We start from the raw sequence: 23,470 nt of genomic DNA, 5'->3' as shown, positions 1-23,470 counted from the left end.
CCAGTCCCCATAGAACCCAGTCCCAGTAGGCTGCGGACTCAGAAAACCTCGCCCAAAAGCAAAAAGACCGAAGGCCCTTACGGAACCTTCGGTCTCATGCTGTTTTGGCGGAGTCGGAGGGATTCGAACCCTCGATGCAGGTTTTGCCCGCATACTCCCTTAGCAGGGGAGCACCTTCGGCCACTCGGTCACGACTCCAGCGAAGCTCAGATTCTAGCAGGGTCTTTTCAGCTTTCGCAAGCCCCCTGCGCATTTTTATCAGGCCGCAACCGGTTCCTGATCCAGCTCGAAGGCGCGGTGCAGCGCGCGCACGGCCAACTCCATGTACTTCTCGTCGATCACGACGCTGGTCTTGATCTCGCTGGTGGTGATCATCTGGATGTTGATGCCCTCGTCGCTCAGGGCGCGGAACATCTTGCTGGCCACGCCGGCGTGGCTGCGCATGCCGATGCCGACAATGCTCACCTTGCAGATCTTGGTGTCGCCCAGGACTTGCGTGGCACCGGTGGACGGCGCGACCTGGTTTTGCAGCAGGTCGATGGTGCGCTGGTAGTCGTTGCGGTGCACGGTGAAGGAGAAGTCGGTCTTCCCGTCGTGCGACACGTTCTGGATGATCACGTCGACGTCGATGTTGGCCTCGGCCACGGCGCCCAGAATCTGGTAAGCGATGCCGGGCTTGTCGGGCACGCCCATGACGGTGATCTTGGCCTCATCGCGGTTGAACGCGATGCCGGAGACAACGGCTTGTTCCATCTTTTCGTCTTCCTCGAAGGTGATCAGGGTGCCGGAGCTGGCTTCCTCTTCGATATCAATATCCCAGGGCGTGAAGCTGGAGAGCACGCGCAGCGGTACGCGGTACTTGCCCGCGAACTCCACCGAGCGGATCTGCAGCACCTTGGAGCCCAGGCTGGCCATCTCCAGCATCTCTTCGAAGCTGATGGTGGACAGGCGCCGGGCCTCGGCCACGATGCGCGGGTCGGTGGTGTAGACGCCGTCGACGTCCGTGTAGATCAGGCACTCGTGGGCCTTCATCGCCGCCGCCACGGCCACCGCCGAGGTGTCCGAGCCGCCACGGCCCAGCGTCGTGATGTGGCCGTCGGAGTCGATGCCCTGGAAACCGGTGATGATCACCACGCGGCCGGCTTCGAGGTCGGCGCGCACGCGGGCGTCGTCGATGCTCTGGATGCGCGCCTTGGTGTAGGCCGAATCGGTCTGCACCGGCACTTGCCAACCGGTGTAGCTGATGGCCTCCATGCCTTCGGCCTGCAGCGCGATGGCCAGCAGACCCACCGACACCTGCTCGCCCGTGGCGGCAATCATGTCGAGCTCGCGCAGCAGCGCCGAGGAAGTCTGTTTGGGCGAAAGCTCCTTGGCCAGCCCAAGCAGGCGGTTGGTTTCGCCGCTCATTGCGGAGGGGACGACCACCATCTGGTGGCCGGCACGCGCCCATTTGGCGACGCGCTTGGCGACGTTGCGGATGCGCTCCGTGGAGCCCATCGACGTACCGCCGTACTTGTGAACGATCAATGCCATGGTGTTTGAAACAGGCCCGGTGTTTGCCGCGAGGCACCATCGGCCCGCGAACCCGCGATTCTAGCCGGCCCCGTCAGCCACCCATTCCAGTGCCCACTGCACTTCCCCGTTGGGCGCCCATTGCCGCGCATCGATGCCCAAACCCGGGACAAACAACAAGTCGCTGCCCAACCACAGCAAGGGCCCGCTGCGCCGCCACGCCGGCACGCCTTCGGCCTGGTATTGCTTCTTCAGGCTGCGGGGAATGCCGCGAGGCTTCAATTGAAATTGCTCGCCGCCCTGCCGGGGCTGCGCCAGGCAGTTCTGCAGTTGCCGTGGACTCACACCACGCCCGGATACCGGCGTGACTTCCAGCCAGCCGGGCCACCCTTCGAGCCGGTACCGGCCCGGCTCCGGCAGCGAAACGGCACAAGGCGAAGCATCCGCCGCCATCTCCGTCCCCTGCCCGGCCGCTTCACATCTCAGCAGCCCGCGGTAGCGGTGCAGCACATGTTCGCCCGCGGGCCAGGACGCCGGCGGCTCGCCGGGCAGTTCCCGCACCAGACGCTGCAACAGGGTTTCGCTCGCGCCGCGCCCGCAGCGCTGCCACAGCCAGTGCCGCAGCAGGTTCACCTGGCGGGCCGGCGGCAAGGCCGTGACATCGCCAATGCGCAACTTGTCGTCCTGGACCGCCCGCTGCAGGTCAATGTCCGCCAGCGCGGCCAAGCATTCGCGCGCCTGCTGCGCCTGGCGCGCCGCCGCAGCCAGCGATTGCTCGGCTTCAGGGAAGGCTGCGCTGAGTGCCGGCATCACTTGGTGGCGCAAGCGGTTGCGCGCAAAACCGTGGTCTTCGTTGCTGGGGTCTTCAACGAACACCAGGCCGTGCGCATCCACGTAGGCCTCGATGGCCTCGCGGGACAACTGCAGCCACGGGCGCACCCAGCAAATGCCATCACGCCACGCCTCGCGCGGCATGGACGCCAGCCCGGCGGCGCCGCCGCCGCGCAGGGCCTGCAACACGAAAGTCTCGGCCTGGTCGCGGCGATGGTGCGCCAGCAGGACGATGTGAGCGCCGGCCTCGCCGGCCATGCGGGCCAAGGCCGCGTAGCGGCCGTTGCGTGCCCAGGCTTCCACGCTTTCACCCCGTGCGGGACGGCCTTCTAGCCGGCACCAGCGCAACTCCACCGGCAGGCCTTGCGAAGCCCATTCCCGGCACTGGGCCTGCAGGTTCTCAACCCAGGCGTCCGCTACGGTTTGCAGGCCATGGTGCACGTGCAGCGCCACGACGCGCAGTCCCTGCACCTGTGCGGCGTGGGCAGTGGCGTGGAGCAGCGCGGTGGAGTCGCGGCCGCCGCTGGTGGCGACGGCGACGCAGGGACTGTCAGCGTTCGGTGGTGTCGGTGAAGCGGCCATAGGACTGCAGCCGCTCATAGCGGCGCTGCAGCAGTTCGCGCGGCTTGAGGTCCACCACTTGGCGCAGCGCATCGTTGAGCGCGCGCTTGAGCGTGGCGGCCATGTGGCGCGTGTCGCGGTGTGCGCCACCCACGGGCTCGCTCACGATCTTGTCGATTAGACCCAGGGCCTTGAGCCGGTGCGCGGTAATGCCCAGCGCTTCGGCGGCGTCGGAGGCGCGCTCGGCCGTCTTCCACAGAATGGAAGCGCATCCTTCCGGCGAAATCACGGAGTAGACGGAGAACTGCAGCATCAGCACCTGGTCCGCGACGCTGATGGCCAGCGCACCACCGGAGCCACCCTCGCCGATGATGGTGGTGATGATGGGCACTTCCAGTTGCGCCATCTCGTAGATGTTGCGGCCTATGGCTTCCGACTGGCCACGCTCCTCGGCGCCGATGCCGGGGTACGCACCCGGCGTGTCCACGAAGGTGAACACTGGCAGGCCGAACTTCTCGGCCAGCTTCATCAGCCGCAGGGCCTTGCGGTAACCCTCGGGGCGGCTCATGCCGAAGTTGCGCGCGGCGCGCTCCTTGGTGTCGCGGCCCTTCTGGTGGCCCAGCACCATGCAGGCCTGGCCGTTGAAGCGCGCCAGGCCACCGACGATGGACTGGTCATCCGCATAGTGCCGATCGCCGTGCAGCTCCTGAAAGTCGGTGAAGGTCTCGCCGATGTAGTCCAGCGTGTACGGGCGCTGCGGGTGGCGGGCGATCTGCGTGACCTGCCACGGCGTGAGGTTGGCGTAGATGTCCTTGGTGAGCTGCAGGCTCTTCTTCTGCAGCCGCTCGATTTCCTCGGAAATGTCCACGGCCGACTCGGTCTGCACGTAGCGCAGCTCCTCGATCTTGCCTTCCAGCTCGGCAACGGACTGTTCGAATTCGAGGAAGTGTTTTTTGCTCATAAGAATTCCTACCCTGGCCGACTCTCAGTACTCGACGGGAACCGGATCCAGGCTGCGCCACAGGTACCACGTGGCCACCGACCGGTACGGAGACCAAGCATCGCCGACTTCACGGGCCTCGGCTCGTGAGACCGGCTCGCCGCTGAAATAGTTGAGGCTGATGCCGCGCAACAGCCCAACGTCGTCCAGCGGCAGCACGTTTGGGCGCATGAGGTGAAAGATCAGGAACATCTCCGCCGTCCAGCGGCCGATGCCGCGCACGGCGACGAGTTCCTCGATGATGGCCTCATCGTCCATCTGCTGCCATTGACGTACGTGAACCGTACCGTCGGAAAAGTGCGTGGCCAGGTCGCGAAGGTATTCCACCTTGCGCGCTGACAAACCCGCTTCGCGCATGGCAGGCACTTCCAGGGCCAGCACGGCAGCGGGCTGAAGTTTATTCGAGCGCCCGCCGGCCAGCGCCGCAAAGCGCTCCCACACCGCTTGCGCGGCGCGTACCGAGATTTGCTGGCCGACGATGGAGCGCGCCAGCGTGGTGAAAGCATCGCCCCGGCACTGCAGCCGGGCTTCGCCGAACTGCGGAATGAGCTTGCGCATCACCCGGTCGCGTTTGGCGAGGTGTTTGCACGCCTCGTCCCAATAGGCAGGCGTGACCGCGGCGGCCGGACGCACCATTCAGGCCTTCACCCAGGTCGTGCCCTGCGGCGAGTCCTGCAGCACGATGCCGCGCTCGGCCAACTCGCGGCGGATGGCGTCGGCCGCGGCGAAGTCACGTGCCTTTTTGGCAGCCGCGCGTTGCTCGATCAGCCGCTGGATTTCGGCATCGTCCAGGCCGCTGCCGCCTTGCAGGAAGGCGCGCGGCGACTGCTGCAGCAGCCCCAGGATGGCGCCCAACGCCTTGAGCAGCGCGGCGGCTTCCACGCTGCGGCTGCGGTTGACCTCGCCGGCCAGCTCGAACAGCACGGCCACGGCGCCGGGCGTGTTGAAGTCTTCGTCCATCGCGGCCCGGAAGGCCGCAGCCTGCGGCTGGTTCCAGTCGATGGCAGCAAGCGCCGGTACGTCCTCCAAGCTGGAGAGCGCCGTATAGAGGCGGCGCAGCGCGCCGCGGGCGTCTTCCAGGTTGGCGTCGCTGAAGTTGAACGGGCTGCGGTAGTGGGTGCGCAGCATGAAGAAGCGCACCGTCTCGCCGTCGAAGCTCTTGAGGACATCGCGGATGGTGAAGAAGTTGCCCAGCGACTTGGACATCTTCTCGTTGTCGACGTTGAGGAAGCCGTTGTGCATCCACACGTTGACGAAAGTCTGCCCCGTGGCGCCTTCGCTTTGCGCGATTTCGTTCTCGTGGTGAGGGAACTGCAGGTCCATGCCGCCGCCGTGGATGTCGAAGTGCTCGCCCAACAGCGCGCAACTCATGGCAGAGCACTCGATGTGCCAACCCGGACGTCCAGGGCCGAAATCACTGGCGTACTTGGCGTCCGCCGGCTCCTCGGCCTTGGCGGCTTTCCACAGCACGAAGTCCAGCGGATCCTCCTTGCCTTCGAGTACCGCCACGCGCTCGCCGGCACGCAGCTCGTCCAGCGATTTGCCGGAGAGCTTTCCGTAGCCGGGGAACTTGCGCACGGCGAAGTTGACGTCGCCACCAGCGGCGCGGTAGGCCAGCCCCTTGTCCTCCAGGCGCTGAATCATGCTGAGCATCTGCGGCACGTACTCGGTGGCGCGGGGCTCATGTGTCGGCGGCTCAATGCCAATGGCGCCCACGTCCTCGTGCATGGCCACAATCATCTCGTCCGTCAACTGCCGGATGGAGATGCCGCGTTCCAGCGCGCGGCGGATGATCTTGTCGTCGATGTCGGTGATGTTGCGAACGTAGACCACGTCATACCCGCTGGCGCGCAGCCAGCGGCTCACGACGTCGAACGCCATCATCATGCGTGCATGCCCAACGTGGCAAAGGTCGTAAATCGTCATGCCGCACACGTACATGCGCACGCGTGAAGGCTCAATGGGCGTGAAGGGCTCGACCTGGCGGGTGAGCGTATTGAAGATGCGAAGGGTCATCGACGGGAGGGCGACAGCAGGCGCCGGAGAACGTTCCAGGCACGGCCCGCCCAGCAGGCGCCGGCCGGGAAAGGGGCGCCGGGGGCTTCAGTAGAATCGGGGCAGTATAGCCAAGGACGCCCTCACCTATGACGCGACTCGCCGCTCTTGCCGCCTTCACCCTGGCCTCTGCCCTATGCGCAGCCACCCCAGCCGCCTGGGCTCAAAAGGTCAAGTTGCAGACCTCGATGGGCGACGTCGTCATCGAGCTGGCGCCGGAGAAGGCGCCCAAGACGGTGGACAACTTCCTGCAGTACGTGCGCGCGGGCCACTACGACGGCACCGTGTTCCACCGCGTCATCAAGGATTTCATGGTCCAGAGCGGCGGCATGCAGCCGGACCTGAAGGAAAAGGCCACCCGCGCGCCCATCCCGCTGGAAAGCCGCAACGGCTTGTCCAATGTACGAGGCAGCGTCGCCATGGCGCGTACCATGGTGGCCGACTCGGCCACGGCACAGTTCTTCATCAATGTCGTGGACAACACCTTCCTGGACCAGCCCAATGCCCGTGACGGCAACGGCTACGCTGTCTTCGGCAAGGTGGTGGCGGGCATGGATGTCGTGGACAAGATTCGTCAAGTGCCCACCGGCAACAAAGGCCCGCACCAAGACGTACCGCTGCAGCCGGTGCTGATCAACAAAGCAACCGTAGAGAAGTGACTATGACCAAGACCGTTGAAATGACCACCAGTGCCGGCGTGATCCGCATCGAGCTGGACGACGCCAAGGCACCCGCGAGCGTGGAAAACTTTCTGAATTACGTGCGTGCCGGCCACTACGACGGCACCGTGTTCCACCGCGTCATCAAGGGTTTCATGATTCAGGGCGGCGGTTTTGAACCTGGCATGAAGCAAAAGCCCACCGGCGCGCCCATCAACAACGAGAGCGCCAACGGCCTGCGCAACGAGAAGTACACCCTCGCCATGGCCCGCACCATGGCGCCGCACTCGGCCACGGCGCAGTTTTTCATCAACACCAAGAGCAACAGCTTTCTGGACAAGGACCGCTCTCAGGACGGCTGGGGCTATGCCGTGTTTGGCAAGGTCGTATCGGGTACGGAAGTGGTGGATGCCATTGAAGGCGTGGCCACCGGTAACCGTGGCGGCCATGGCGACGTGCCCAAGGAAGACGTCGTGATCCAGAGCGTGGTCGAGGTCGCCTGATTACTTCGCCATCAGGGGCGGCAAGCGGGACGCTGCCGCCCTTTCAGTTTCTGGCAGCACCCGCTGAATGGGATCGCATCGATTTCATCAGTGATTTGCACCTGGATTCGACGCGACCCCGGACCTTTCAGGTTTGGGCTGATTTTGTCAGACAAACTCCAGCGCAAGCCTTGTTCATTCTGGGCGATCTTTTCGAGGCCTGGATTGGTGACGACGTGGCCGCTCAGCCAGGTTTTGCAGCCGACGCCCTAAGCATCTTGCGAGAAGCAGCTCAGACGCGGTGGTTGGGTTTCATGGCCGGCAACCGTGATTTTCTGTTTGGATCAAACCAATCTGATTTTTGCGGCATTCATTTTCTGAATGATCCGACGGTCATCTCCGCATTTGGACAGCGCATCATGCTGTCGCATGGCGATTTGCTTTGCCTCGGCGATGTTGAATATCTGAGATTCCGTTCTCTGGTACGAAACCCAGAATGGCAATCGGATTTTCTCGCCAAACCCCTGCAGCAACGGTGTGCCATTGCCGCAGCCATGCGTGATGCCAGCCGAAAACACCAGCGCATGCCGGAGAGTTGGGTAGACGTTGATACTCAAACCGCGCTTGAATGGTTGACCCATGTTCAGTGCAGTGCACTGGTGCATGGCCATACTCACCGGCCCGGCAGCGAGGAAATGGCTCCCGGTATTTGGCGGTATGTGCTGACGGATTGGGAGCTAGACGGTTTGGGGCCACTGCGGGCACAAGTTCTCAGCCTTCAACGTGAAGGTTTCGTTCGACTCGATTTGCCTGCATGAGATGTTTACCAAGCTGCGTCAGGCTCTTCGGCAACGTCGTGAGGAACACGCCCTGCAGCGGCGGCAGATTCCGGATGCAGTCTGGGATTTGACACTACGACGTTTTCAATTCTTTCAGCGGCTTGATGACGTTGAGCTGAATAACCTGCGCCGCATGTCCAGCTTGTTTCTGGACATCAAGGAATTTCACGGTGTGAACGGGTTTGAATTGCGCAACGATATCGTCGTGGCCGTGGCTGCGCAGGCCTGCCTGCCCATACTCAAACTTGGCCTGAGTCATTACGACAATTTCGTGGGCATCGTGATGCATGCAGATTCCGTGGTGGCGCCACGAGAACGGCCTGACGACGTCGGCGTGGTGCACGCCTACGACGAAATACTCGCGGGCGAGGCTGTAAATGGCGGCCCCGTCATGCTGAGCTGGAACGATATTTACAGCAGTGCGGGACAAGCGTGCGACGGCCCTGCTTATAACGTCGTCATTCACGAATTCGCGCATGTATTAGACATGCGCGACGGCTTGGCGGATGGAATGCCTTTGCTGCCCGATTCCAATGCCCAACGCGCATGGCATGATGTTTTTGAGCCGGAATTCGAAAAGTTTTGCCGTTGGGTCGATCAGGGGCTGGATACAGCTATTGATCCGTATGGCTGCGAAGGCCCTGAAGAATTCTTTGCTGTCGCGACCGAGGCGTTTTTCGTCACACCGGAAAAACTAAAAAGCCAACAGCCGGATATGTACCGACTGTTGGCTTCGTACTATTTACAGGATCCAGCGGAATAAATCTACTGGACCCGTGGCCACCACGCCATCAGGACGTGGTGGCCGGCTCTGCGCGCGGACGGTCGCTCTTGCGCGGCTCGATCTGCAGCAGGACTTCTTCCTTGTCGTCGAGATCCACCGTCAGACGGCCGCCGTCGACCAGTCGACCGAACAACAACTCGTCGGCCAGCGCGCGGCGTATGGTGTCTTGGATCAGGCGCTGCATGGGACGGGCACCCATGAGCGGATCGAAGCCCTTTTTGGCAAGTTGCTTGCGTAACGCGTCCGTGAACGTGACCTCCACTTTCTTCTCGGACAACTGGCTTTCCAACTGCAGCAGGAATTTATCCACCACACGCAGGATGATTTCTTCGTCCAACGCACGGAAGCTCACGATGGAATCCAGACGGTTGCGGAATTCCGGTGTGAACAGGCGCTTGATATCGCCCATTTCGTCACCACTCTCGCGCCGCGTCGTGAATCCAATAGTGGACTTGTTCATCGTCTCGGCGCCCGCGTTGGTCGTCATGATGATGATGACGTTGCGGAAATCAGCCTTGCGTCCGTTGTTGTCCGTCAGCGTGCCGTGATCCATGACTTGCAGCAGCACGTTGAAAACGTCAGGGTGCGCTTTTTCGATCTCATCGAGCAGCAGCACCGCATGCGGTTTCTTGGTGACAGCCTCGGTCAGCAAACCGCCTTGATCAAAACCAACGTAACCTGGAGGCGCACCAATGAGACGGCTCACCGCGTGGCGCTCCATGTACTCGGACATATCGAAGCGGATCAGCTCAATGCCAAGGATAAATGCCAGCTGCTTGGCCACTTCCGTTTTACCAACGCCCGTCGGACCGCTGAACAAGAAGGAACCAATGGGCTTGTCAGGCTTACCCAAACCGGAGCGCGCCATTTTGATCGCCGCCGCCAGTGCATCAATGGCGGGGTCTTGACCAAACACCACGCTCTTCAAATCGCGGTCAAGCGTCTTAAGCTTTGAGCGATCGTCGCTGGAAACAGATGCTGGCGGAATGCGCGCAATCTTGGAAACGATCTCCTCAACCTCGGCGCGAGTGATCGTCTTCTTTTGCTTGCTCTTAGGCAGGATGCGTTGAGCAGCACCGGCTTCATCAATAACGTCTATAGCCTTGTCAGGCAGGTGACGGTCATTGATGTATTTTGCGGACAACTCAGCTGCCGCCTGCAAGGCACCAATGGCGTATTTGACGCTGTGGTGTTCTTCAAAACGGGATTTCAGACCCTTGAGAATTTCAACAGTCTGTTCGACCGACGGCTCAACCACGTCCACCTTCTGGAATCGCCGAGACAGCGCCGCGTCTTTTTCAAAAATCCCACGGTATTCGCTGAACGTCGTGGCGCCAATGCATTTCATGGCGCCCGAGCTCAGAGCTGGCTTGAGGAGGTTGCTCGCATCCAGCGTTCCACCGGATGCTGCCCCGGCACCGATGAGCGTGTGAATCTCATCGATGAACAAAATGGCGTGCGGTTGGTCCTTGAGCTGCTTGAGGACACCCTTCAGACGTTGCTCAAAGTCTCCGCGGTACTTAGTGCCGGCCAGCAGAGCACCCATATCTAGAGCGTAGACGGTCGATCCAGAAAGAACTTCCGGCACATCGCCTTGAGTAATACGCCAAGCCAAACCTTCAGCAATGGCGGTTTTACCAACGCCTGCCTCACCTACGAGCAGCGGGTTATTTTTCCGGCGGCGGCATAAAACCTGAATCACACGTTCGACTTCGCCTTCACGGCCGATAAGCGGGTCGATTTTTCCGGCCGTTGCCAGCGTGTTGAGGTTCTGGGTGAACTGGTCAAGCGGAGAGCCCTTGCCTTCGCCGCCTTCCTCCTTCTCACCTTCGTTGCTACTGCTGCTGTCGTTGGACTTCGTCGGCTCGGGCGGGTCGGATTTCTTGATGCCGTGCGCAATGAAATTAACGACGTCCAACCGCGTCACACCTTGCTGGTGCAGGTAGTAAACCGCGTGAGAATCCTTTTCGCCAAAGATCGCCACGAGCACGTTGGCACCAGTGACTTCCTTCTTGCCACTGCCAGTGCTTTGCACGTGCATGATGGCGCGCTGGATCACGCGCTGAAAACCCAGCGTGGGTTGCGTGTCCACCTCGTCGGTACCGCCCACCGTTGGCGTGTTCTCCTTGATAAAGCCCGAAAGGCTCTTGCGGAGATCATCGATGTTCGCCGCGCAAGCGCGAAGAACCTCTGCTGCGGATGGATTGTCGAGCAGCGCCATGAGAAGGTGCTCGACGGTGATGAATTCATGCCGCTGCTGGCGCGCTTCAACGAACGCCATGTGCAGGCTGACTTCCAACTCTTGCGCGATCATGCGGCCTCCATAATGCACTGCAGCGGATGTCCCGAGCGGCGTGCCGCTGCCAGTACGAGTTCAACCTTGGTAGCCGCTACGTCCTTGGTGTAGACACCGCAGACGCCTCGACCTTCGTGATGAATCTTCAACATGATGTGCGTTGCCGTCTCCAAGTCTCGCTTGAAGTACTCCTGCAACACCATCACCACAAACTCCATCGGCGTGTAGTCGTCATTGAGCAAGACAACCTGGTACATGCGCGGTGGCCGTATGCGTGCTGTCTTGCGCTCTGCAACGACAGCACCATCGTCTCGTCCCGGCGTGAACGGCGCTCGCGAAGGGGGCTTGGGGGGTTCCGAGGGCATGGGGCCATTCTATCGGCTTGATTTGCGGTGGCATGTGCTGCGGATATTGCGCTGCACGCGGAGGCCGCAAGACCTCCGAGGTCATGGTATGTATCTATTTGTACGAAAAAGCTGACACTGCTCATTGACATGCCCTGGAACAGACCAAGAGAATCTGTTGCACTGCAGCAATAAGACCTGGAGGGGCGCAGAGATGGCTATCGGTACTGTCAAATGGTTCAACGACGCCAAGGGCTTCGGCTTCATTCAACCCGCAGATGGAGGAGCAGATGTGTTTGCTCACTTCTCAGCCATTCAGATGGAAGGATTCCGAACGCTGAAGCAAGGCAGCCGTGTCAGCTTCGAGATCGTCAAAGGCCCTAAGGGCGAGCTGGCGCAAAACATTCGCGCCATCGATGCTTCCGGCTCTACTGCTGGCGAGCAGAACGTCAGATAAAAGCACTGAACGTTCGCGCCACGACACCGGCGTGAACAGCAGGACAAAGTTCCTGTTTTCTTCCGCAGTCGAGCCCAAGCGTGCTTGCTGAACTGCGCGGAGAAAGCAGGAACTTTTCATTTGACCTTGGCAGCCCACATCATTGCGTGCATGAAATGGGCACTACCCTGGCTGGATGACGATCACTCCCCTCTGCCGCATCCCGCAGAGGCGCTTGGCCCCGAAACGCAAGCTCCCGGACTGTTAGCTGCAGGTGGCCGACTTACTCCGCAGCGTTTGACTGAGGCGTACCGGCAGGGAACCTTTCCCTGGTATTCCGATGGACAACCTGTGTTGTGGTGGTCGCCTGACCCGCGCATGGTGTTACCGACGGCCGAATTCAAGCTTCACCGCTCGCTGCGCAAAACGCTGCAGCGCTTCATCACCACGCCAGGCTGTGAGGTGCACGTGGATCGCGTTTTCCCTCGTGTCATCCATGCCTGCTCCAATGTCCCACGTGAGGACCAGGATGGCACCTGGATCGTGGCCGACATGCAGCGCGCCTATTGCAACTGGCACGCAGCCGGTGCGGTCCACAGCTTCGAGACCTGGATGGACGGCGAACTGGTCGGCGGGCTCTACGGCGTGAGCTTGGGCCGCATGTTTTTCGGTGAGTCCATGTTCTCGCGGCGTACCGACGCCTCCAAGATCGCCTTGGCTGCCCTGGTCTGCTTTTGCCGAGCACACGGTATCGGGCTTATCGATTGCCAACAGAACACATCGCATCTCGCCTCGCTGGGTGCCAGAGAAGTCTCACGCGCCGACTTTCTTCGCCACTTGGCGAGCACCGTGGATGCCGAACCGGTGCAAAGCTGGACCTATGATGATTCGATGTGGATGCAGCTGGGCCTGCGTCCCAAGCTTTGAGGACCTTGCGCGTGACCGCTCCCAAAGAACTTCCTCTGGCATCGCTGCAGTTCTATGCCACTGCGCCCTACCCCTGCAGCTACCTCTCGGGGCGGATGGCCCGCTCGCAAGTGGCCACGCCCAGCCATCTCATCCATGCGGACGCTTACTCCGAGCTGGTGGCAAGAGGGTTTCGACGCAGCGGTCTGTTTACCTACCGTCCCTACTGCGACGGCTGCCGTGCCTGCGTTCCGCTGCGTGTGCCCGTGGAACATTTCAAACCCTCCCGCAGCCAGCGCCGGGCCTGGAAGTCGCACCAAGGACTGGTGGCCAGGGTTTTGAGACTGTGCTTTCTGCCTGAGCACTACCAGCTCTATCTGCGCTACCAATCCGGGCGGCACAGCGGCGGCGGCATGGACCACGACAGCGTGGACCAATACACCCAATTCCTTCTTCAAAGCCGCGTCAACTCTCGCCTCGTGGAGTTCCGGGCGCCCAGCGAATCCGGTCTGGGAGCGCTGAAGATGGTCTCCATCCTGGATGTGCTCAGTGACGGCCTGTCAGCCGTCTACACCTTCTACGATCCGGATGATGCCGCCAGCTACGGTACCTACAACATCCTTTGGCAAATCGAGCAAACGCGGCTGCTCCAACTTCCGTATCTGTATTTGGGCTATTGGATCAGCAGCAGTAACAAAATGGCTTACAAGGCCCACTTCCGGCCGCATGAGTTATTGGTAGATGGGCACTGGACTGTTTGTAAGGATTGATTTTTTTGCCAGCAGTATCCAAGTTGGGCAAACCGTTGGCTTGGCCCTTTCCTGGGGAGCTTGTGGCAATAAATAGAATTATGCTTGGAGGCTTTTTTGGTGTTATTCACTTGTATGTGGCACAGCAATATTTAGTTTTTCAATGTGAATGCCGCTCTATGGCATCTCAATTTCTACTCTCCGCGGCTCAGTAACTAGTCAAGCAACGCATATTTCTCGTATGTTGCTTTCTGGAGTCATGAATGCCATCAAGTGCAAGCCGCGAATAACGCCTGCCCTACCACCTTCTGCGAGCAAGCCTCGGCCCGCACCTCTTGTGGACCGATGCTCACGCTCTGACCATCCACCCCGCCGTCAGCACCAGAACCAGCGCCATGGCGCGGTTGAACCACAGCAGTCGTCTACCCCGCGCCAGCCAGCGGCGCAACACGGAGCCCACCAGCGCATAGCTGAAGTTGCTGCTCCAGGCAAACACGACCATGACGGCGCACACGATGAGCAAACGCTGCCCCGGGTTGTTCGCCGGCTGGCCGCCTGCGCTGCTCACCCAGCCGCCGGCCAGCGCCAGGGCCAGCATCCACGCCTTGATATTGAGGAACTGCAGCCCTACTCCCTGCCAAAAGCCGACGTTCAGACGTCGCTCATCGGCCTGACTCAAAGTCGCGGACTGCGACAGCTTCCACGCCAGCCACAGCAGGTAGGCAATTCCAGCCAACTTGACCGCTGCACGCGCGGCAGGCATCGCCACCAGCAAAGCGCCCACGCCCAGACCACAACCCAGCATCAGCAAGGTCCAGCCCACGGGCACCGCGGCAACGAATACCAGCGCCCGCTTCAAGCCGAAATTGACGGCCAGCGCCGTGGACAAGGTGGTGTTCGGACCCGGCGTAAAGCTCATGGCCGTGGCCAGCGTCAGCAAGGCCAGGAATTCATCTGCACTCATTCGGTGCAGTCTATAGAGCTACGACTGGCCCGCGGTGGCCGTGGACGACAGATCGAACAGACTGGTGGCTTCCAATTCCAGCGCCTGACGCCCGTCCTCATGCAGCAACTCCCAGCGCCAGCGCAACAGGCCCAAATGCGGCTTGCTCTGTGAGCGCCGCACTTCCAGTACCGTGGCCTCCAGGCGCATGGGCTCGCCAGGGCGCACCGGGTTGGGCCACTTGATGTAGGCGATGCCCGGCGACGCGTAGCTCTCCGAACCCTGCAGCACCGCCTCGCAAGCCAGCCGCATGGTCAGCCCGCAGGTCTGCCAGCCACTGGCAATCAGGCCCTTGAACGGCCCGCGGTCCGCGGCGGCCGGATCGGTATGGAACCACTGCGGGTCCCAAGCCGAGGCGAACTCGACGATCTCGCGTTCAGTGAGCGCGGCCGGCCCGGCGCTGATGCGCTGCCCGGCATGGAAATCAGCGAACTTCAAACGACATCCCCCTTGCAGTCCTGGCTCTCCACCATCCCGCGCTGCCAGGCCCGCATCCTCAACCCCGGGCTGACGCGGTAACGCTCGCCGCGGTAGTGCGCGTCCAGCGCATCCAGCAGCGCGGCCACCGGTGCCGCCCCCCACCCGTGCAGCCATTCGAAGGGACCTTGCGGATAGTTCACGCCCAGCTTCATCGCAGCGTCGGCACCGGCTTCGTCGCACACGCCCTGGTGCACGGCGTCCGCCGCTTCGTTGATCAACATGGCGACGGTGCGCGCCACCACCAGCCCCGGCGCATCGGCCATGCGCTGCGCATTGAAGCCCAGCGCCCGCAGCCAACGCGGCGCCGCTTCAACCCAGGCAGCGCCGGCCTGCACAGCCGGCGCCCACGACAGCGCCGCACCGCCGTCGCGCGACAGCGGCAAGTCGAACACCACCACTTCCGCCACCTCGCCCGCGCCCACCTGCGAGGCGGCACGCCCGTCGGTCAAGCGCAATTGCGCGCCGTCGATTTCCAGGCCCACCCAGTCGCTGTCCGGCACCGGCTCGAAGCCGCGCCCCGCCGCCGCGAGGGTGTCGCTCAGCCGCCGCGCCACCGCGCCTTGGCCGTGCACGCTCAGGAGGGTCGCCGCCGGCAGCTCCATCGGCTCGAAGGCCGGCACCGACGGCTTCACGGCGCCAGGCGCGTGGTCGTAGAAACCGCGCCCCGACTTGCGCCCAAGCAGCCCGCCATCGACCAGCTCGCGCTGCACCAGCGACGGCGCAAAACGCTTGTCGAAGAAGTTGGCTTCAAACACCGATTGCGTCACCGCGAAGTTGGTGTCGTGGCCGATGAGGTCCATCAGCTCGCACGGCCCCATGCGAAAACCCGCCGCGCGCAGGCAGGCGTCCAGCAGCGCCGGTTCGGCCGAGCGCTCCTGCAGCAGCGCCAGCGTCTCGGCGTAGTAAGGCCGGGCAATGCGGTTGACGATGAATCCCGGTGTGGAGCGCGCATGCACCGCCACCTTGCCCCAGGAGCCGGCCAGGCTGTGCACGGCCTGCGCCACCGCCGCATCGGTCCGCAGCCCCGACACCACTTCCACCAATCTCATCAGCGGCACGGGGTTGAAGAAGTGCATGCCCACCAGCCGCCCGGGCTGCCGCAGCCCGTTGGCGATGGCCGTCACGGAGATGGACGAGGTGTTGGTCGCCAGCACGCAGTCCCCGCCCACGATGCCTTCCAGCTGACGCAACAGCGAGCGCTTCACGTCCAGCTTTTCCACCACGGCCTCGACCACCAAGCGCACGGAAGCGGCCGCGTCCAGGCTTGGAATGGGCTCGATGCGCTCCAGCGTCCCGGCCACGTCTTGCGCCGAGAGCTTGCCCTTGGCCGCCAGCGCGTCCAGGCTCCCGGCGAGCTGGGCCTTGGCCTGGGCCGCGGCGCCCTCGCGCAGGTCGAACAGCATCACCGCATGGCCCGCCTGCGCCGCCACCTGCGCAATGCCGGCGCCCATGATCCCCGCGCCCACCACCAGCAGCGGCGCGCCTTGCAGCGGCTTGAGCGTCATGCCTTGGGCACCCACGACGCCGGCCGCTTGGCCAGGAAGGCTTCAAAGCCCTCGCGCGCTTCCGGCGTGGAACGCACGCGCGAAATCGTCTCCGCCGTCAGCAGCCGCACTTCCTCGGTGATGGGGCCGACCTGCAACTGCGCAAACAGTTGCTTGATTTCCTGTTGTGCCTGCGGCCCGCCCACCAGCAGGTCCGCCGCCACGGCGTCCACGGCCGAGTCCAGGGCGTCCAGCGGCACGACCTTGTGCACCAGGCCGATGTCCAGCGCCTCCTGCGCCGCGATGCGGCTGGTGGTCAGCGCCAGCCGCAGCGCCTGGCGCTTGCCCACGGCGTTGACGACGTAAGGACCAATGACGGCCGGCAGGATGCCGAACCTCGCCTCGCTCACCGAGAACTTCGCATCCTCGGTGGCGATCGCGATGTCGCACGCCGCCGCCAGCCCAACGCCTCCGCCCAACGCGACGCCCTGCACGCGGGCAATGGTCGGCTTGGGGCCATGGTGGATCGCGGCCAGCATGTCGGCAAAGCGGCGCGCGTCCTGCAGGTTCCACTCCTGCGAGGCCGTGCTCGCCCGCTGCATCCACTGCAAGTCCGCCCCCGCGCTGAAGGCTTTACCACTCCCCTCCAGCACGATCACGCGCACCGACGCGTCCCCGGACAGCGATGTGAAGGCCTCGTGCAGGGCGGCGATCATGGCCTCGTCGAAGGCGTTGAACACCTCCGGGCGGTTCATGCGCACGCGGGCCACGGCGCCACGTTCGACCACGATGCTCATGGGCAGCTCTCCTCAGTAAGTCTCCAGGTGCAAGCGGCCCTCCCGCTTGAGTTGCTGGTGCAGGGCCGGCCAGTCGAGGTCGTATTGGACAGCCACGTCGCGCAGCACTTCCAGCACGCCGGCCTCCATGCCCTTGAGGCCGCAGACATAGAAACAGGTATTGGGGTCCTTCAACAACACGGCCAAATCGGCCGCGCGCTCGCGCATTGCATCCTGTACGTAGCGTCGCGGCTGCCCAGGCGTGCGCGAGAAGGCGAAGTTGATGTCCATGAAATCCTTGGGCAGGTTCATGAGCGGGCCGAAGTACGGCAACTCCTGCTGCGTGCGCGCGCCGAAGAACAGCATGAGCTTGCCGCTCTCGCCCTGGCCGCGGCGGCGACGGCGGCGCTCGGTCATGGCGCGCATGGGGGCGCTGCCCGTGCCGGTGCAGATCATCACCAGATGGCTGCCCGCGTGGTTGGGCATGAGGAAGCTGGCGCCGAAGGGGCCTATGACCTGCACCGGGTCACCCTTCCTGAGGTCGCACAGGTAGTTGGACGCCACGCCGCGCACCGGACGGCCCTGGTGGTCCACGGTCACGCGCTTCACGGTGAGCGAGACGTTGTTGTAGCCGGGGCGCTCGCCGTCGCGCGGGCTGGCGATGGAGTACTGGCGCGCATGGTGCGCCCGCCCGCTCTCGTCCACGCCCGGCGGCAGGATGCCCAGCGACTGCCCTTCCAGCACCGGAAACGGCAGGTTGCCGAAGTCCAGGACGATGTGGTGCGTGTCGCTGTCGGTGCCCGCCTCCGTCACCCGGTAGTTGCCGGCCACGGTGGCCGTCACCGGGTTCTTGTGCCCATAGAGGTTGACGTAGGGATGCGAGGCCGACCACGGCGGCACCTGCGAGCCGTTGACTGCGTCCGCCAGCAGGCTCTCCTGCGCCAGCACCTGCGGGCCGGCCGACTCGGCCGCCGTTTCCAGGTTCAGGCCCAGCGCCTTTTCCGCGGGCAGCTCGTCCCAGGTGAACTGCTCCTCGATGGAATAGGCCTCCTGCCGCAGCACGGTGCGCCAGTTGTCTATCGCCCCGGTCGGGCAAGGCGGCACGCAGGCCATGCAGAGGTTGCACTTGCCCGCGTCCACGACGTAGTTGGTGCCGTCATGGGTGATGGCATCCACCGGGCAGGTTTCCTCGCAGGTGTTGCAGCGGATGCAGATCTCGGGGTCTATCAGGTGCTGCTTGAGCACGGCAGGCGACACGGCGGGCAAGGCGGCGTTCATGTTGTCTCCTCGGTACGGAAAGCAAGGCCCCTGGGCGACGGGCGGCCAGGGGCCTTGAAGCTTCCCTCGCGGGCGGGCGTTTCAGCGTCAGTTGAAGCGCACGTAATCGAAATCGATGGGCTGGCGGTTGATGCCCATGACCGGCGGCGCGATCCAGTTGGCGAACTTGCCCGCATCCACCACGCGGCCCATGAGCGAGGCGACGAAGGCGCGGTCCTCGGCGCTGGGCAGCCAGTCGTCGTGGCGCGCGGCCCATTCCTCGGTACTCACCACCTGCCCCTGCGGCGTGACGTTGGCGCCGGCCAGCGTGCCTATCCTGCGGTTGAACGCCTTGTGCGGCGCCACCAGGCGGAACGGGATGCCGGCCTTCTCGATGACCTTGTTCCAGCGGTTCACGCCGCCTATGGAGTCCTTGATGTAGTCGTCGCGCAGCACCTCGTTGAGCGCGTTGAGCAGGGGCACCTCGCGCTCCACCAGCTGGCCGCCGCTGCCGGCCTTTTCCACGCCCAACACCTTGTAGGTGCGGCCGTGCAGGCGGTGGTCGTCCTCGCGCTTGGTCTCCTCGAAGCGGCCCTTCAGGCCGGAGTTGTAGAAGATGGCCGCGTTGCTGGACTCGTCGGCGCCGAAGAGGTCTATCGTCACGCTGAAGTGGAAGTTCAGGTAGCGCTGGATGGTGGGCAGGTCGATGACGCCGGCGGCGCGGATCTTTGCGGGATCATCGGTCTTGAGCTGGTTCATGACCTCGCAGGTGCGCGCGATCACGCGCGACACGCCGGATTCGCCCACGAACATGTGGTGTGCCTCCTCGGTCAGCATGAACTTGGTGGTGCGCGCCAGCGGGTCGAAGCCGCTTTCGGCCAGGGCACAGAGCTGGAACTTCCCGTCCCGGTCCGTGAAGTACGTGAACATGTAGAAGGACAGCCAGTCGGGCGTCTTCTCGTTGAACGCGCCCAGGATGCGCGGGTTGTCCGCGTCGCCGGAGTGGCGCTCCAGCATGGCGTCGGCTTCCTCGCGGCCGTCGCGGCCGAAGTACTTGTGCAGCAGGTAGACCATGGCCCACAGGTGGCGGCCCTCCTCCACGTTGACTTGGAAGAGGTTGCGCAGGTCGTACTGCGACGGGGCGGTCAGGCCCAGGTGGCGCTGCTGCTCCACGGAGGCCGGCTCCGTGTCGCCTTGCGTCACGATGATGCGGCGCAGGTTGGCGCGGTGCTCGCCGGGCACGTCCTGCCACGCGGCCTCGCCCTTGTGCTCGCCGAAGTTGACCTGCCGCCCCTCCTCCTTCGGGTTCAGGAAGATGCCCCAGCGGTAGTCGGGCATCTTCACGTGGCCGAACTGGGCCCAGCCCTGCGGCTCCACGCTCACGGCGGTGCGCAGGTAGACATCGAAGTTCTGCGAGCCGTCCGGGCCCAGGTCGCTCCACCACTGCAGGTAGTTGGGCTGCCAGTGTTCGAGCGCGCGCTGCAGCGTCTTGTCCTCCGACAGGTTGACGTTGTTGGGAATCTTCTCGCTGTAGTTGATGGCGGACATGGCGGTGTCTCCTGGAGCTCGTTGTGGTGGCGTCGTCGCGGCGTCGTCAGGGCGGGATCAAACGCGGTTCAGGTCGAACTGGGCCTTTTCGCCCTTGCCGTAGACCTTGAGCGCGCCCTTGTCGCCCACGGCGTTGGGCCGCTGGAAGATCCAGTTCTGCCAGGCGGTGAGCCGGCCGAAGATGCGGGTGAACATGGTCTCCGGGCCGTTGAAGCGCAGGTTGGCTTCCAGGCCCGTGAGCGCGTCCGGCGACATGGCCGCGCGCTCCTCGATGGCCAGGCGCACCTCGTCGGCCCAATCGATGTCGTCGGGGTTGGAGGTCACCAGGCCCAGGGCAAAGGCGGCATCGGCGTCCAGCGGCTGGCTCAAGCGGGCCCGCACGGCGTCCAGCGCGGGCGCCTCGTCATAAAAACGCCGGCCCAGGCGGGACTGGCCCGTGGCCATGGGGAACAGGCCGAAATTGGATTCGGTGGCAACGATGCGCGGCGCCGCCGCCTCGTCGTCCGGCAGCGCCAGCATGTAGCTGCGGTCGCCGGCCAGCGCCAGCTCCAGCAGCAGCCCGGCGAAGCAGGAGCCCGGCTCGACCAGCGCGAACAGCGTGCGGGAAGACACGTCCAGCCGCGAGAACACGCGGCGCAGCAGGCCCGTGGTTTCGCGCACCAGCCAGTGCTGCTGGTGCTCGCGCAGCGTGGCGTCGGCCGCCAGCACCGCCTGCGCGTCGCCCTCGGTCTTGAGCAGCCAGGTGCCGATGTCCGGCTCATTGGTGCGCATGGAGAGGATGGCGTCGTCCAGCTCACGCGCCATCTGCAGCGGCCACCAATCGACGCCCGCGGCCTCTATGCCGGCCACGTCGCGCGGCTGGTCGGCACCAGGCGCCTTGACGGTGAACGTGGCGGCGCGCTTGGCACGGTCGATCTCCACCGCGACGAAGCCGTAGCGCAGCGCGTCAGCCTCGATCAGCCGCTGCAGCGGCCGCAGTGGCACGCCCTGGGCGCCGGCCGGCCGGTCGCTCTGCTCGGCCAGCGCCTGGGCCCGCTCATGCACCTTCTGCGCGAACTGGGCCGGCTTGGCCACATGGTCCACCAGGCGCCAGTCCTTGGCCTTCTGGCCGCGCACGCCCTCGGTGGTGGTGCAGAAGATGTCGGCCAGGTCGTGGCGCACCTTGCGCTTGTCGGTGACGCGGGTAAGGCCCCCGGTGCCGGGCAGCACGCCCAGCAGCGGCACTTCCGGCAGGCTCACGGCGGAGGATCGGTCGTCCACCAGGATGATCTCGTCGCAGGCCAGCGCCAGCTCGTAGCCCCCGCCGGCGCAGGCGCCGTTCACGGCGGCGATGAACTTCAGGCCGGAGTGGGCGCTGGAATCCTCCATGCCGTTGCGCGTCTCGTTGGTGAACTTGCAGAAGTTCACCTTCCACGCGTGGCTGGAGACGCCCAGCATGAAGATGTTGGCGCCGGAGCAGAAGATGCGGTCCTTGGCGCTGGTGACGATGACGCTGCGCACCTCGGGATGCTCGAAACGGATGCGGTTGAGCGCATCGTTGAGCTCGACATCCACCCCCAGGTCGTAGCTGTTGAGCTTTAACTTGTAGCCCGGGCGCAGGCCGCCGTTTTCGTCGATGTCCAGCGTCAGCGTCGCGATGGCGCCCTCGGTGCGCAAAGACCAGTGCCGGTATTGCGAGGGTTCGATCTGGTAGTCAACCCGGTCGACTTGAGCCGTGTCGGCAACAGCAGCGTTCATCTTGTCTCCTTGGCCACCCGGCGGTTCGGATGTGCAACATCATGCAGAGCGGATGCAAAGCATGATAGTGCATCACTGATCCAAGTCAACTCAGCACAAGCATTTTAGTGCATATCACCGGGAAAACACCGAGCACTGGCCCCATGCCGCGCCGCCCTGGCCGCGCTTCAGCGGCCGGCTTGCTGCCGCAGCGCCTGGCGCAGGCCGCCGTAGGCCTCGCCCAAGGCCTTGCCGCTGGTGTCGAAGCTCAGGTCGGCCTTGCCGTAGAAGGCGGCGCGGCCGTCGAGGATGCGGCGCAGGTCGTCCATGGCTTCCTGGTTGCCGGCCATGGGCCGCAGGTCGCCCTGCTCGATGACGCGGCTCATGTGCTCCTGCGGCGTGGCGCGCAGCCACACCGTGTAGCAGTGCGACAGCAGCAGGTTGAGCGTGGCCGGGTCGGACACCAGCCCGCCCGGCGTGGCGATGACGGCATCCGGGTAGAGCTGAATGGCCTCCTCCAGCGCACGGCGCTCGTAGCGGCGGTAGGCGGTCGGCCCCAGCAGGTTGTGGATTTCCCCCAAGCCGCAGCCGGCCACGCGCTCGATCTCGCGGTTGAGCTCGACGAAGGGCACGTTGAGATCGTCGGCCAGCATCTGCCCCAGCGTGGATTTGCCCGCGCCGCGCAGGCCCACCAGCGCGATGCGCGCCGTGCGCGCGTCCGCGGGGCCGGCCTGGCCGTACAGCTCGGTCAGCGCCAGGCGGGCGCGGCGCAGCTCGTCGTCGCTGCGCCCGCGCAGCAGCTCGCGGATGAGCAGCCGCTCCGGCGCGTTGGCGCCCTCGTCGCTGAGCAGATCGACCAGCTCGCAGTCCAGCGCGCGCGCCACCTGGCGCAGCACCAGCACCGAGGCATTGCCCACGCCCAGCTCCAGGTTGGCGAGGTGGCGCTCGGACACGTCGCTGGCCAGCGCCAGCGCCCGCCTCGTCAGACCCTTGCGGGCGCGCAGCGAGCGCACGCGCTCGCCCAGCGCCACCAGGAAAGGCTCGCGCTGGACCTCCGCGCGCTCGGTGTTCAGGTCTTTGTGGGGGTGGGCAGTGGAGGTGTCCATGGCGGTCGGTGTTTACCCGGCTGATGCACTATATTGCTTGACCTGCAGCAAGGGTGTCGCTAACTTTCAGCCATGCACTTTAGTTCAACAACCGGGGTTCGCCCGGAGACGGAACAAACCCTCGCGGACGACAAGCTGACCATGACACCCGAACGCTTCCAGGACTTGGTCGCCTCGCTGACGGCCTCGCTGCAGGGCCAGGCTGTGGACGAGGCCCTGGCCGCGCGGCTCAACGCCGAGCACCCGGCCGGCAGCCCGGTGTACGAGGCGATTTTCGAGGCCTGCCGCCAGGCCATCGCCGCGGGCTGGATGTGCAGCCGCGAGAACGACGGCATCCGCTGGGGCCGCGTCATCAAGCACGGGCCGGCGACGCACGGCTTTTCCGTGGACGTGGTGGACATGGACAACCTGGCCGGCCCTCACCACGTGCATCCCCAGGGCGAAATCGACCTGGTCATGCCCATTCAGGGCGACGGCACCGCGGGCGGCAGCGCCCGCTTCGACGGCCAGGGCGCCGGCTGGAAGGTTTACCCGCCCGGCAGCGCACATCGGCCCACCGTGAGCGGCGGGCGCGCGCTGGTGCTGTACCTGCTGCCGCAAGGCGCCATCGAGTTCAGCCGCGCCGCCGCCTGAGGCGGCGACTGGC

General features: G+C 64.2%; 23 protein-coding genes and 1 tRNA gene. 8 read left to right on the top strand and 16 right to left on the bottom strand.

Features of this window, described 5'->3' with window-relative positions:
• Positions 1 to 105 precede the first annotated feature (105 nt).
• The 6 genes from ALA01S_RS15000 to cysS all read right to left on the bottom strand — a co-directional run bounded on the left by ALA01S_RS15000 (position 106) and on the right by cysS (position 5,920).
• Positions 106 to 198 (bottom strand) — tRNA-Ser (locus ALA01S_RS15000).
• A 60-nt stretch (positions 199 to 258) separates the two neighbouring features.
• On the bottom strand, positions 259 to 1,533 hold the full coding sequence (locus tag ALA01S_RS14995) for an aspartate kinase (RefSeq protein WP_066337722.1): 1,275 nt from the start codon (positions 1,531 to 1,533) through the stop codon (positions 259 to 261).
• Between the two features lie 60 nt (positions 1,534 to 1,593).
• Positions 1,594 to 2,925 carry a tRNA lysidine(34) synthetase TilS gene (gene tilS / locus ALA01S_RS14990; RefSeq protein WP_238455811.1) on the bottom strand — a complete coding sequence of 444 codons (1,332 nt, stop codon included), beginning with the start codon at positions 2,923 to 2,925 and terminating at the stop codon, positions 1,594 to 1,596.
• Complete coding sequence (locus ALA01S_RS14985; protein ID WP_066337718.1) at positions 2,894 to 3,865, bottom strand: acetyl-CoA carboxylase carboxyltransferase subunit alpha; 972 nt, start codon at positions 3,863 to 3,865, stop codon at positions 2,894 to 2,896. Before ALA01S_RS14985 ends, tilS begins: the two co-directional genes overlap by 32 nt.
• A gap of 24 nt (positions 3,866 to 3,889) precedes the next feature.
• The gene (locus ALA01S_RS14980; RefSeq protein ID WP_066337716.1) at positions 3,890 to 4,540 is read right to left on the bottom strand and encodes a DNA-3-methyladenine glycosylase family protein; all 651 of its coding nucleotides are present in this window, start codon (positions 4,538 to 4,540) and stop codon (positions 3,890 to 3,892) included.
• Positions 4,541 to 5,920, bottom strand: coding sequence for a cysteine--tRNA ligase (gene cysS, locus ALA01S_RS14975; RefSeq protein ID WP_066337714.1), 1,380 nt, complete (start codon positions 5,918 to 5,920; stop codon positions 4,541 to 4,543). It lies immediately after the preceding gene.
• Between the two features lie 128 nt (positions 5,921 to 6,048).
• On the opposite strand from cysS, the gene ALA01S_RS14970 reads away from it, so the two are divergent.
• The 4 genes from ALA01S_RS14970 to ALA01S_RS31885 are packed head-to-tail and all read left to right on the top strand — an operon-like array spanning position 6,049 to position 8,702.
• Positions 6,049 to 6,618 carry a peptidylprolyl isomerase gene (locus ALA01S_RS14970; protein WP_066337712.1) on the top strand — a complete coding sequence of 190 codons (570 nt, stop codon included), beginning with the start codon at positions 6,049 to 6,051 and terminating at the stop codon, positions 6,616 to 6,618.
• Between the two features lie 2 nt (positions 6,619 to 6,620).
• On the top strand, positions 6,621 to 7,121 hold the full coding sequence (locus ALA01S_RS14965; RefSeq protein WP_066337710.1) for a peptidylprolyl isomerase: 501 nt from the start codon (positions 6,621 to 6,623) through the stop codon (positions 7,119 to 7,121).
• Positions 7,118 to 7,918, top strand: a complete 801-nt coding sequence (locus ALA01S_RS31890; protein ID WP_307189677.1) for a UDP-2,3-diacylglucosamine diphosphatase — start codon at positions 7,118 to 7,120, stop codon at positions 7,916 to 7,918. The genes ALA01S_RS14965 and ALA01S_RS31890 overlap by 4 nt, the downstream gene beginning before the upstream one ends.
• Positions 7,884 to 8,702, top strand: a complete 819-nt coding sequence (locus tag ALA01S_RS31885; protein WP_307189676.1) for a M90 family metallopeptidase — start codon at positions 7,884 to 7,886, stop codon at positions 8,700 to 8,702. The genes ALA01S_RS31890 and ALA01S_RS31885 overlap by 35 nt, the downstream gene beginning before the upstream one ends.
• A gap of 28 nt (positions 8,703 to 8,730) precedes the next feature.
• Here the strand turns inward: ALA01S_RS31885 and clpA are convergent, their stop codons facing one another.
• Entirely contained in the window at positions 8,731 to 11,037 is a 2,307-nt protein-coding gene (gene clpA / locus ALA01S_RS14955; protein ID WP_066337706.1) for an ATP-dependent Clp protease ATP-binding subunit ClpA, read from the bottom strand.
• Positions 11,034 to 11,384, bottom strand: a complete 351-nt coding sequence (gene clpS, locus ALA01S_RS14950; RefSeq protein WP_066337703.1) for an ATP-dependent Clp protease adapter ClpS — start codon at positions 11,382 to 11,384, stop codon at positions 11,034 to 11,036. Before clpS ends, clpA begins: the two co-directional genes overlap by 4 nt.
• Positions 11,385 to 11,577: 193 nt before the next feature.
• Between clpS and ALA01S_RS31880 the strand changes: the two genes are divergently transcribed.
• The 3 genes from ALA01S_RS31880 (at position 11,578) to ALA01S_RS14940 (ending at position 13,475) form a co-directional block, all read left to right on the top strand.
• A complete protein-coding gene (locus ALA01S_RS31880; protein ID WP_084267588.1) occupies positions 11,578 to 11,820 on the top strand; it encodes a cold-shock protein in 243 nt (80 codons plus the stop codon).
• A gap of 150 nt (positions 11,821 to 11,970) precedes the next feature.
• Positions 11,971 to 12,726 (top strand): leucyl/phenylalanyl-tRNA--protein transferase, encoded by a 756-nt coding sequence (gene aat / locus ALA01S_RS14945; protein ID WP_066337745.1) that lies wholly within the window; start codon positions 11,971 to 11,973, stop codon positions 12,724 to 12,726.
• An 11-nt stretch (positions 12,727 to 12,737) separates the two neighbouring features.
• Positions 12,738 to 13,475: an arginyltransferase gene (locus ALA01S_RS14940; protein WP_066337744.1), complete on the top strand. Its 738-nt coding sequence runs from the start codon at positions 12,738 to 12,740 to the stop codon at positions 13,473 to 13,475.
• Positions 13,476 to 13,803: 328 nt separating this feature from the next.
• Here ALA01S_RS14940 and ALA01S_RS14935 read toward each other — a convergent pair whose 3' ends face one another.
• The 8 genes from ALA01S_RS14935 to ALA01S_RS14900 all read right to left on the bottom strand — a co-directional run bounded on the left by ALA01S_RS14935 (position 13,804) and on the right by ALA01S_RS14900 (position 22,824).
• Entirely contained in the window at positions 13,804 to 14,418 is a 615-nt protein-coding gene (locus ALA01S_RS14935) for a LysE family translocator (RefSeq protein WP_066337700.1), read from the bottom strand.
• Positions 14,419 to 14,436: 18 nt separating this feature from the next.
• The gene (locus ALA01S_RS14930) at positions 14,437 to 14,895 is read right to left on the bottom strand and encodes a MaoC family dehydratase (RefSeq protein WP_066337699.1); all 459 of its coding nucleotides are present in this window, start codon (positions 14,893 to 14,895) and stop codon (positions 14,437 to 14,439) included.
• Positions 14,892 to 16,442 (bottom strand): 3-hydroxyacyl-CoA dehydrogenase, encoded by a 1,551-nt coding sequence (locus ALA01S_RS14925; RefSeq protein WP_066337742.1) that lies wholly within the window; start codon positions 16,440 to 16,442, stop codon positions 14,892 to 14,894. Before ALA01S_RS14925 ends, ALA01S_RS14930 begins: the two co-directional genes overlap by 4 nt.
• Complete coding sequence (locus tag ALA01S_RS14920; protein ID WP_066337698.1) at positions 16,439 to 17,218, bottom strand: enoyl-CoA hydratase-related protein; 780 nt, start codon at positions 17,216 to 17,218, stop codon at positions 16,439 to 16,441. Before ALA01S_RS14920 ends, ALA01S_RS14925 begins: the two co-directional genes overlap by 4 nt.
• Positions 17,219 to 17,230: 12 nt before the next feature.
• Entirely contained in the window at positions 17,231 to 18,475 is a 1,245-nt protein-coding gene (gene boxA, locus ALA01S_RS14915; RefSeq protein ID WP_066337697.1) for a benzoyl-CoA 2,3-epoxidase subunit BoxA, read from the bottom strand.
• 87 nt (positions 18,476 to 18,562) lie between these two features.
• Entirely contained in the window at positions 18,563 to 20,002 is a 1,440-nt protein-coding gene (gene boxB / locus ALA01S_RS14910; RefSeq protein WP_066337696.1) for a benzoyl-CoA 2,3-epoxidase subunit BoxB, read from the bottom strand.
• 57 nt (positions 20,003 to 20,059) lie between these two features.
• Entirely contained in the window at positions 20,060 to 21,739 is a 1,680-nt protein-coding gene (gene boxC, locus ALA01S_RS14905; protein WP_066337694.1) for a 2,3-epoxybenzoyl-CoA dihydrolase, read from the bottom strand.
• 167 nt (positions 21,740 to 21,906) lie between these two features.
• On the bottom strand, positions 21,907 to 22,824 hold the full coding sequence (locus tag ALA01S_RS14900) for a helix-turn-helix transcriptional regulator (protein ID WP_066337692.1): 918 nt from the start codon (positions 22,822 to 22,824) through the stop codon (positions 21,907 to 21,909).
• 141 nt (positions 22,825 to 22,965) lie between these two features.
• On the opposite strand from ALA01S_RS14900, the gene ALA01S_RS14895 reads away from it, so the two are divergent.
• Entirely contained in the window at positions 22,966 to 23,457 is a 492-nt protein-coding gene (locus tag ALA01S_RS14895) for a 4-hydroxylaminobenzoate lyase (protein WP_066337691.1), read from the top strand.
• Positions 23,458 to 23,470: the final 13 nt, after the last annotated feature.

The sequence above is a fragment of the Azohydromonas lata NBRC 102462 genome, from assembly GCF_001571085.1.
Classification (GTDB): domain Bacteria; phylum Pseudomonadota; class Gammaproteobacteria; order Burkholderiales; family Burkholderiaceae_C; genus Azohydromonas; species Azohydromonas lata.
The sequence above is the reverse complement of the archived record's forward strand: the minus strand, read 5'-3'. Positions and strand labels throughout refer to the sequence as shown.

Excerpts from the sequence above, each read along its gene's own strand:
- ALA01S_RS14935 (WP_066337700.1), bottom strand. The coding sequence starts at position 14,418 with ATGAGTGCAGATGAATTCCTGGCCTTGCTGACGCTGGCCACGGCCATG.
- ALA01S_RS14895 (WP_066337691.1), top strand. The coding sequence starts at position 22,966 with ATGACACCCGAACGCTTCCAGGACTTGGTCGCCTCGCTGACGGCCTCG.
- clpA (WP_066337706.1), bottom strand. The coding sequence starts at position 11,037 with ATGATCGCGCAAGAGTTGGAAGTCAGCCTGCACATGGCGTTCGTTGAA.
- tilS (WP_238455811.1), bottom strand. The coding sequence starts at position 2,925 with ATGGCCGCTTCACCGACACCACCGAACGCTGACAGTCCCTGCGTCGCC.
- ALA01S_RS14985 (WP_066337718.1), bottom strand. The coding sequence starts at position 3,865 with ATGAGCAAAAAACACTTCCTCGAATTCGAACAGTCCGTTGCCGAGCTG.
- ALA01S_RS14980 (WP_066337716.1), bottom strand. The coding sequence starts at position 4,540 with ATGGTGCGTCCGGCCGCCGCGGTCACGCCTGCCTATTGGGACGAGGCG.
- ALA01S_RS14900 (WP_066337692.1), bottom strand. The coding sequence starts at position 22,824 with ATGGACACCTCCACTGCCCACCCCCACAAAGACCTGAACACCGAGCGC.
- ALA01S_RS14925 (WP_066337742.1), bottom strand. The coding sequence starts at position 16,442 with ATGACGCTCAAGCCGCTGCAAGGCGCGCCGCTGCTGGTGGTGGGCGCG.
- ALA01S_RS14965 (WP_066337710.1), top strand. The coding sequence starts at position 6,621 with ATGACCAAGACCGTTGAAATGACCACCAGTGCCGGCGTGATCCGCATC.
- ALA01S_RS14920 (WP_066337698.1), bottom strand. The coding sequence starts at position 17,218 with ATGAGCATCGTGGTCGAACGTGGCGCCGTGGCCCGCGTGCGCATGAAC.
- aat (WP_066337745.1), top strand. The coding sequence starts at position 11,971 with ATGAAATGGGCACTACCCTGGCTGGATGACGATCACTCCCCTCTGCCG.
- boxA (WP_066337697.1), bottom strand. The coding sequence starts at position 18,475 with ATGAACGCCGCCTTGCCCGCCGTGTCGCCTGCCGTGCTCAAGCAGCAC.
- boxC (WP_066337694.1), bottom strand. The coding sequence starts at position 21,739 with ATGAACGCTGCTGTTGCCGACACGGCTCAAGTCGACCGGGTTGACTAC.
- clpS (WP_066337703.1), bottom strand. The coding sequence starts at position 11,384 with ATGCCCTCGGAACCCCCCAAGCCCCCTTCGCGAGCGCCGTTCACGCCG.
- cysS (WP_066337714.1), bottom strand. The coding sequence starts at position 5,920 with ATGACCCTTCGCATCTTCAATACGCTCACCCGCCAGGTCGAGCCCTTC.
- ALA01S_RS14995 (WP_066337722.1), bottom strand. The coding sequence starts at position 1,533 with ATGGCATTGATCGTTCACAAGTACGGCGGTACGTCGATGGGCTCCACG.
- ALA01S_RS31880 (WP_084267588.1), top strand. The coding sequence starts at position 11,578 with ATGGCTATCGGTACTGTCAAATGGTTCAACGACGCCAAGGGCTTCGGC.
- ALA01S_RS14970 (WP_066337712.1), top strand. The coding sequence starts at position 6,049 with ATGACGCGACTCGCCGCTCTTGCCGCCTTCACCCTGGCCTCTGCCCTA.
- boxB (WP_066337696.1), bottom strand. The coding sequence starts at position 20,002 with ATGTCCGCCATCAACTACAGCGAGAAGATTCCCAACAACGTCAACCTG.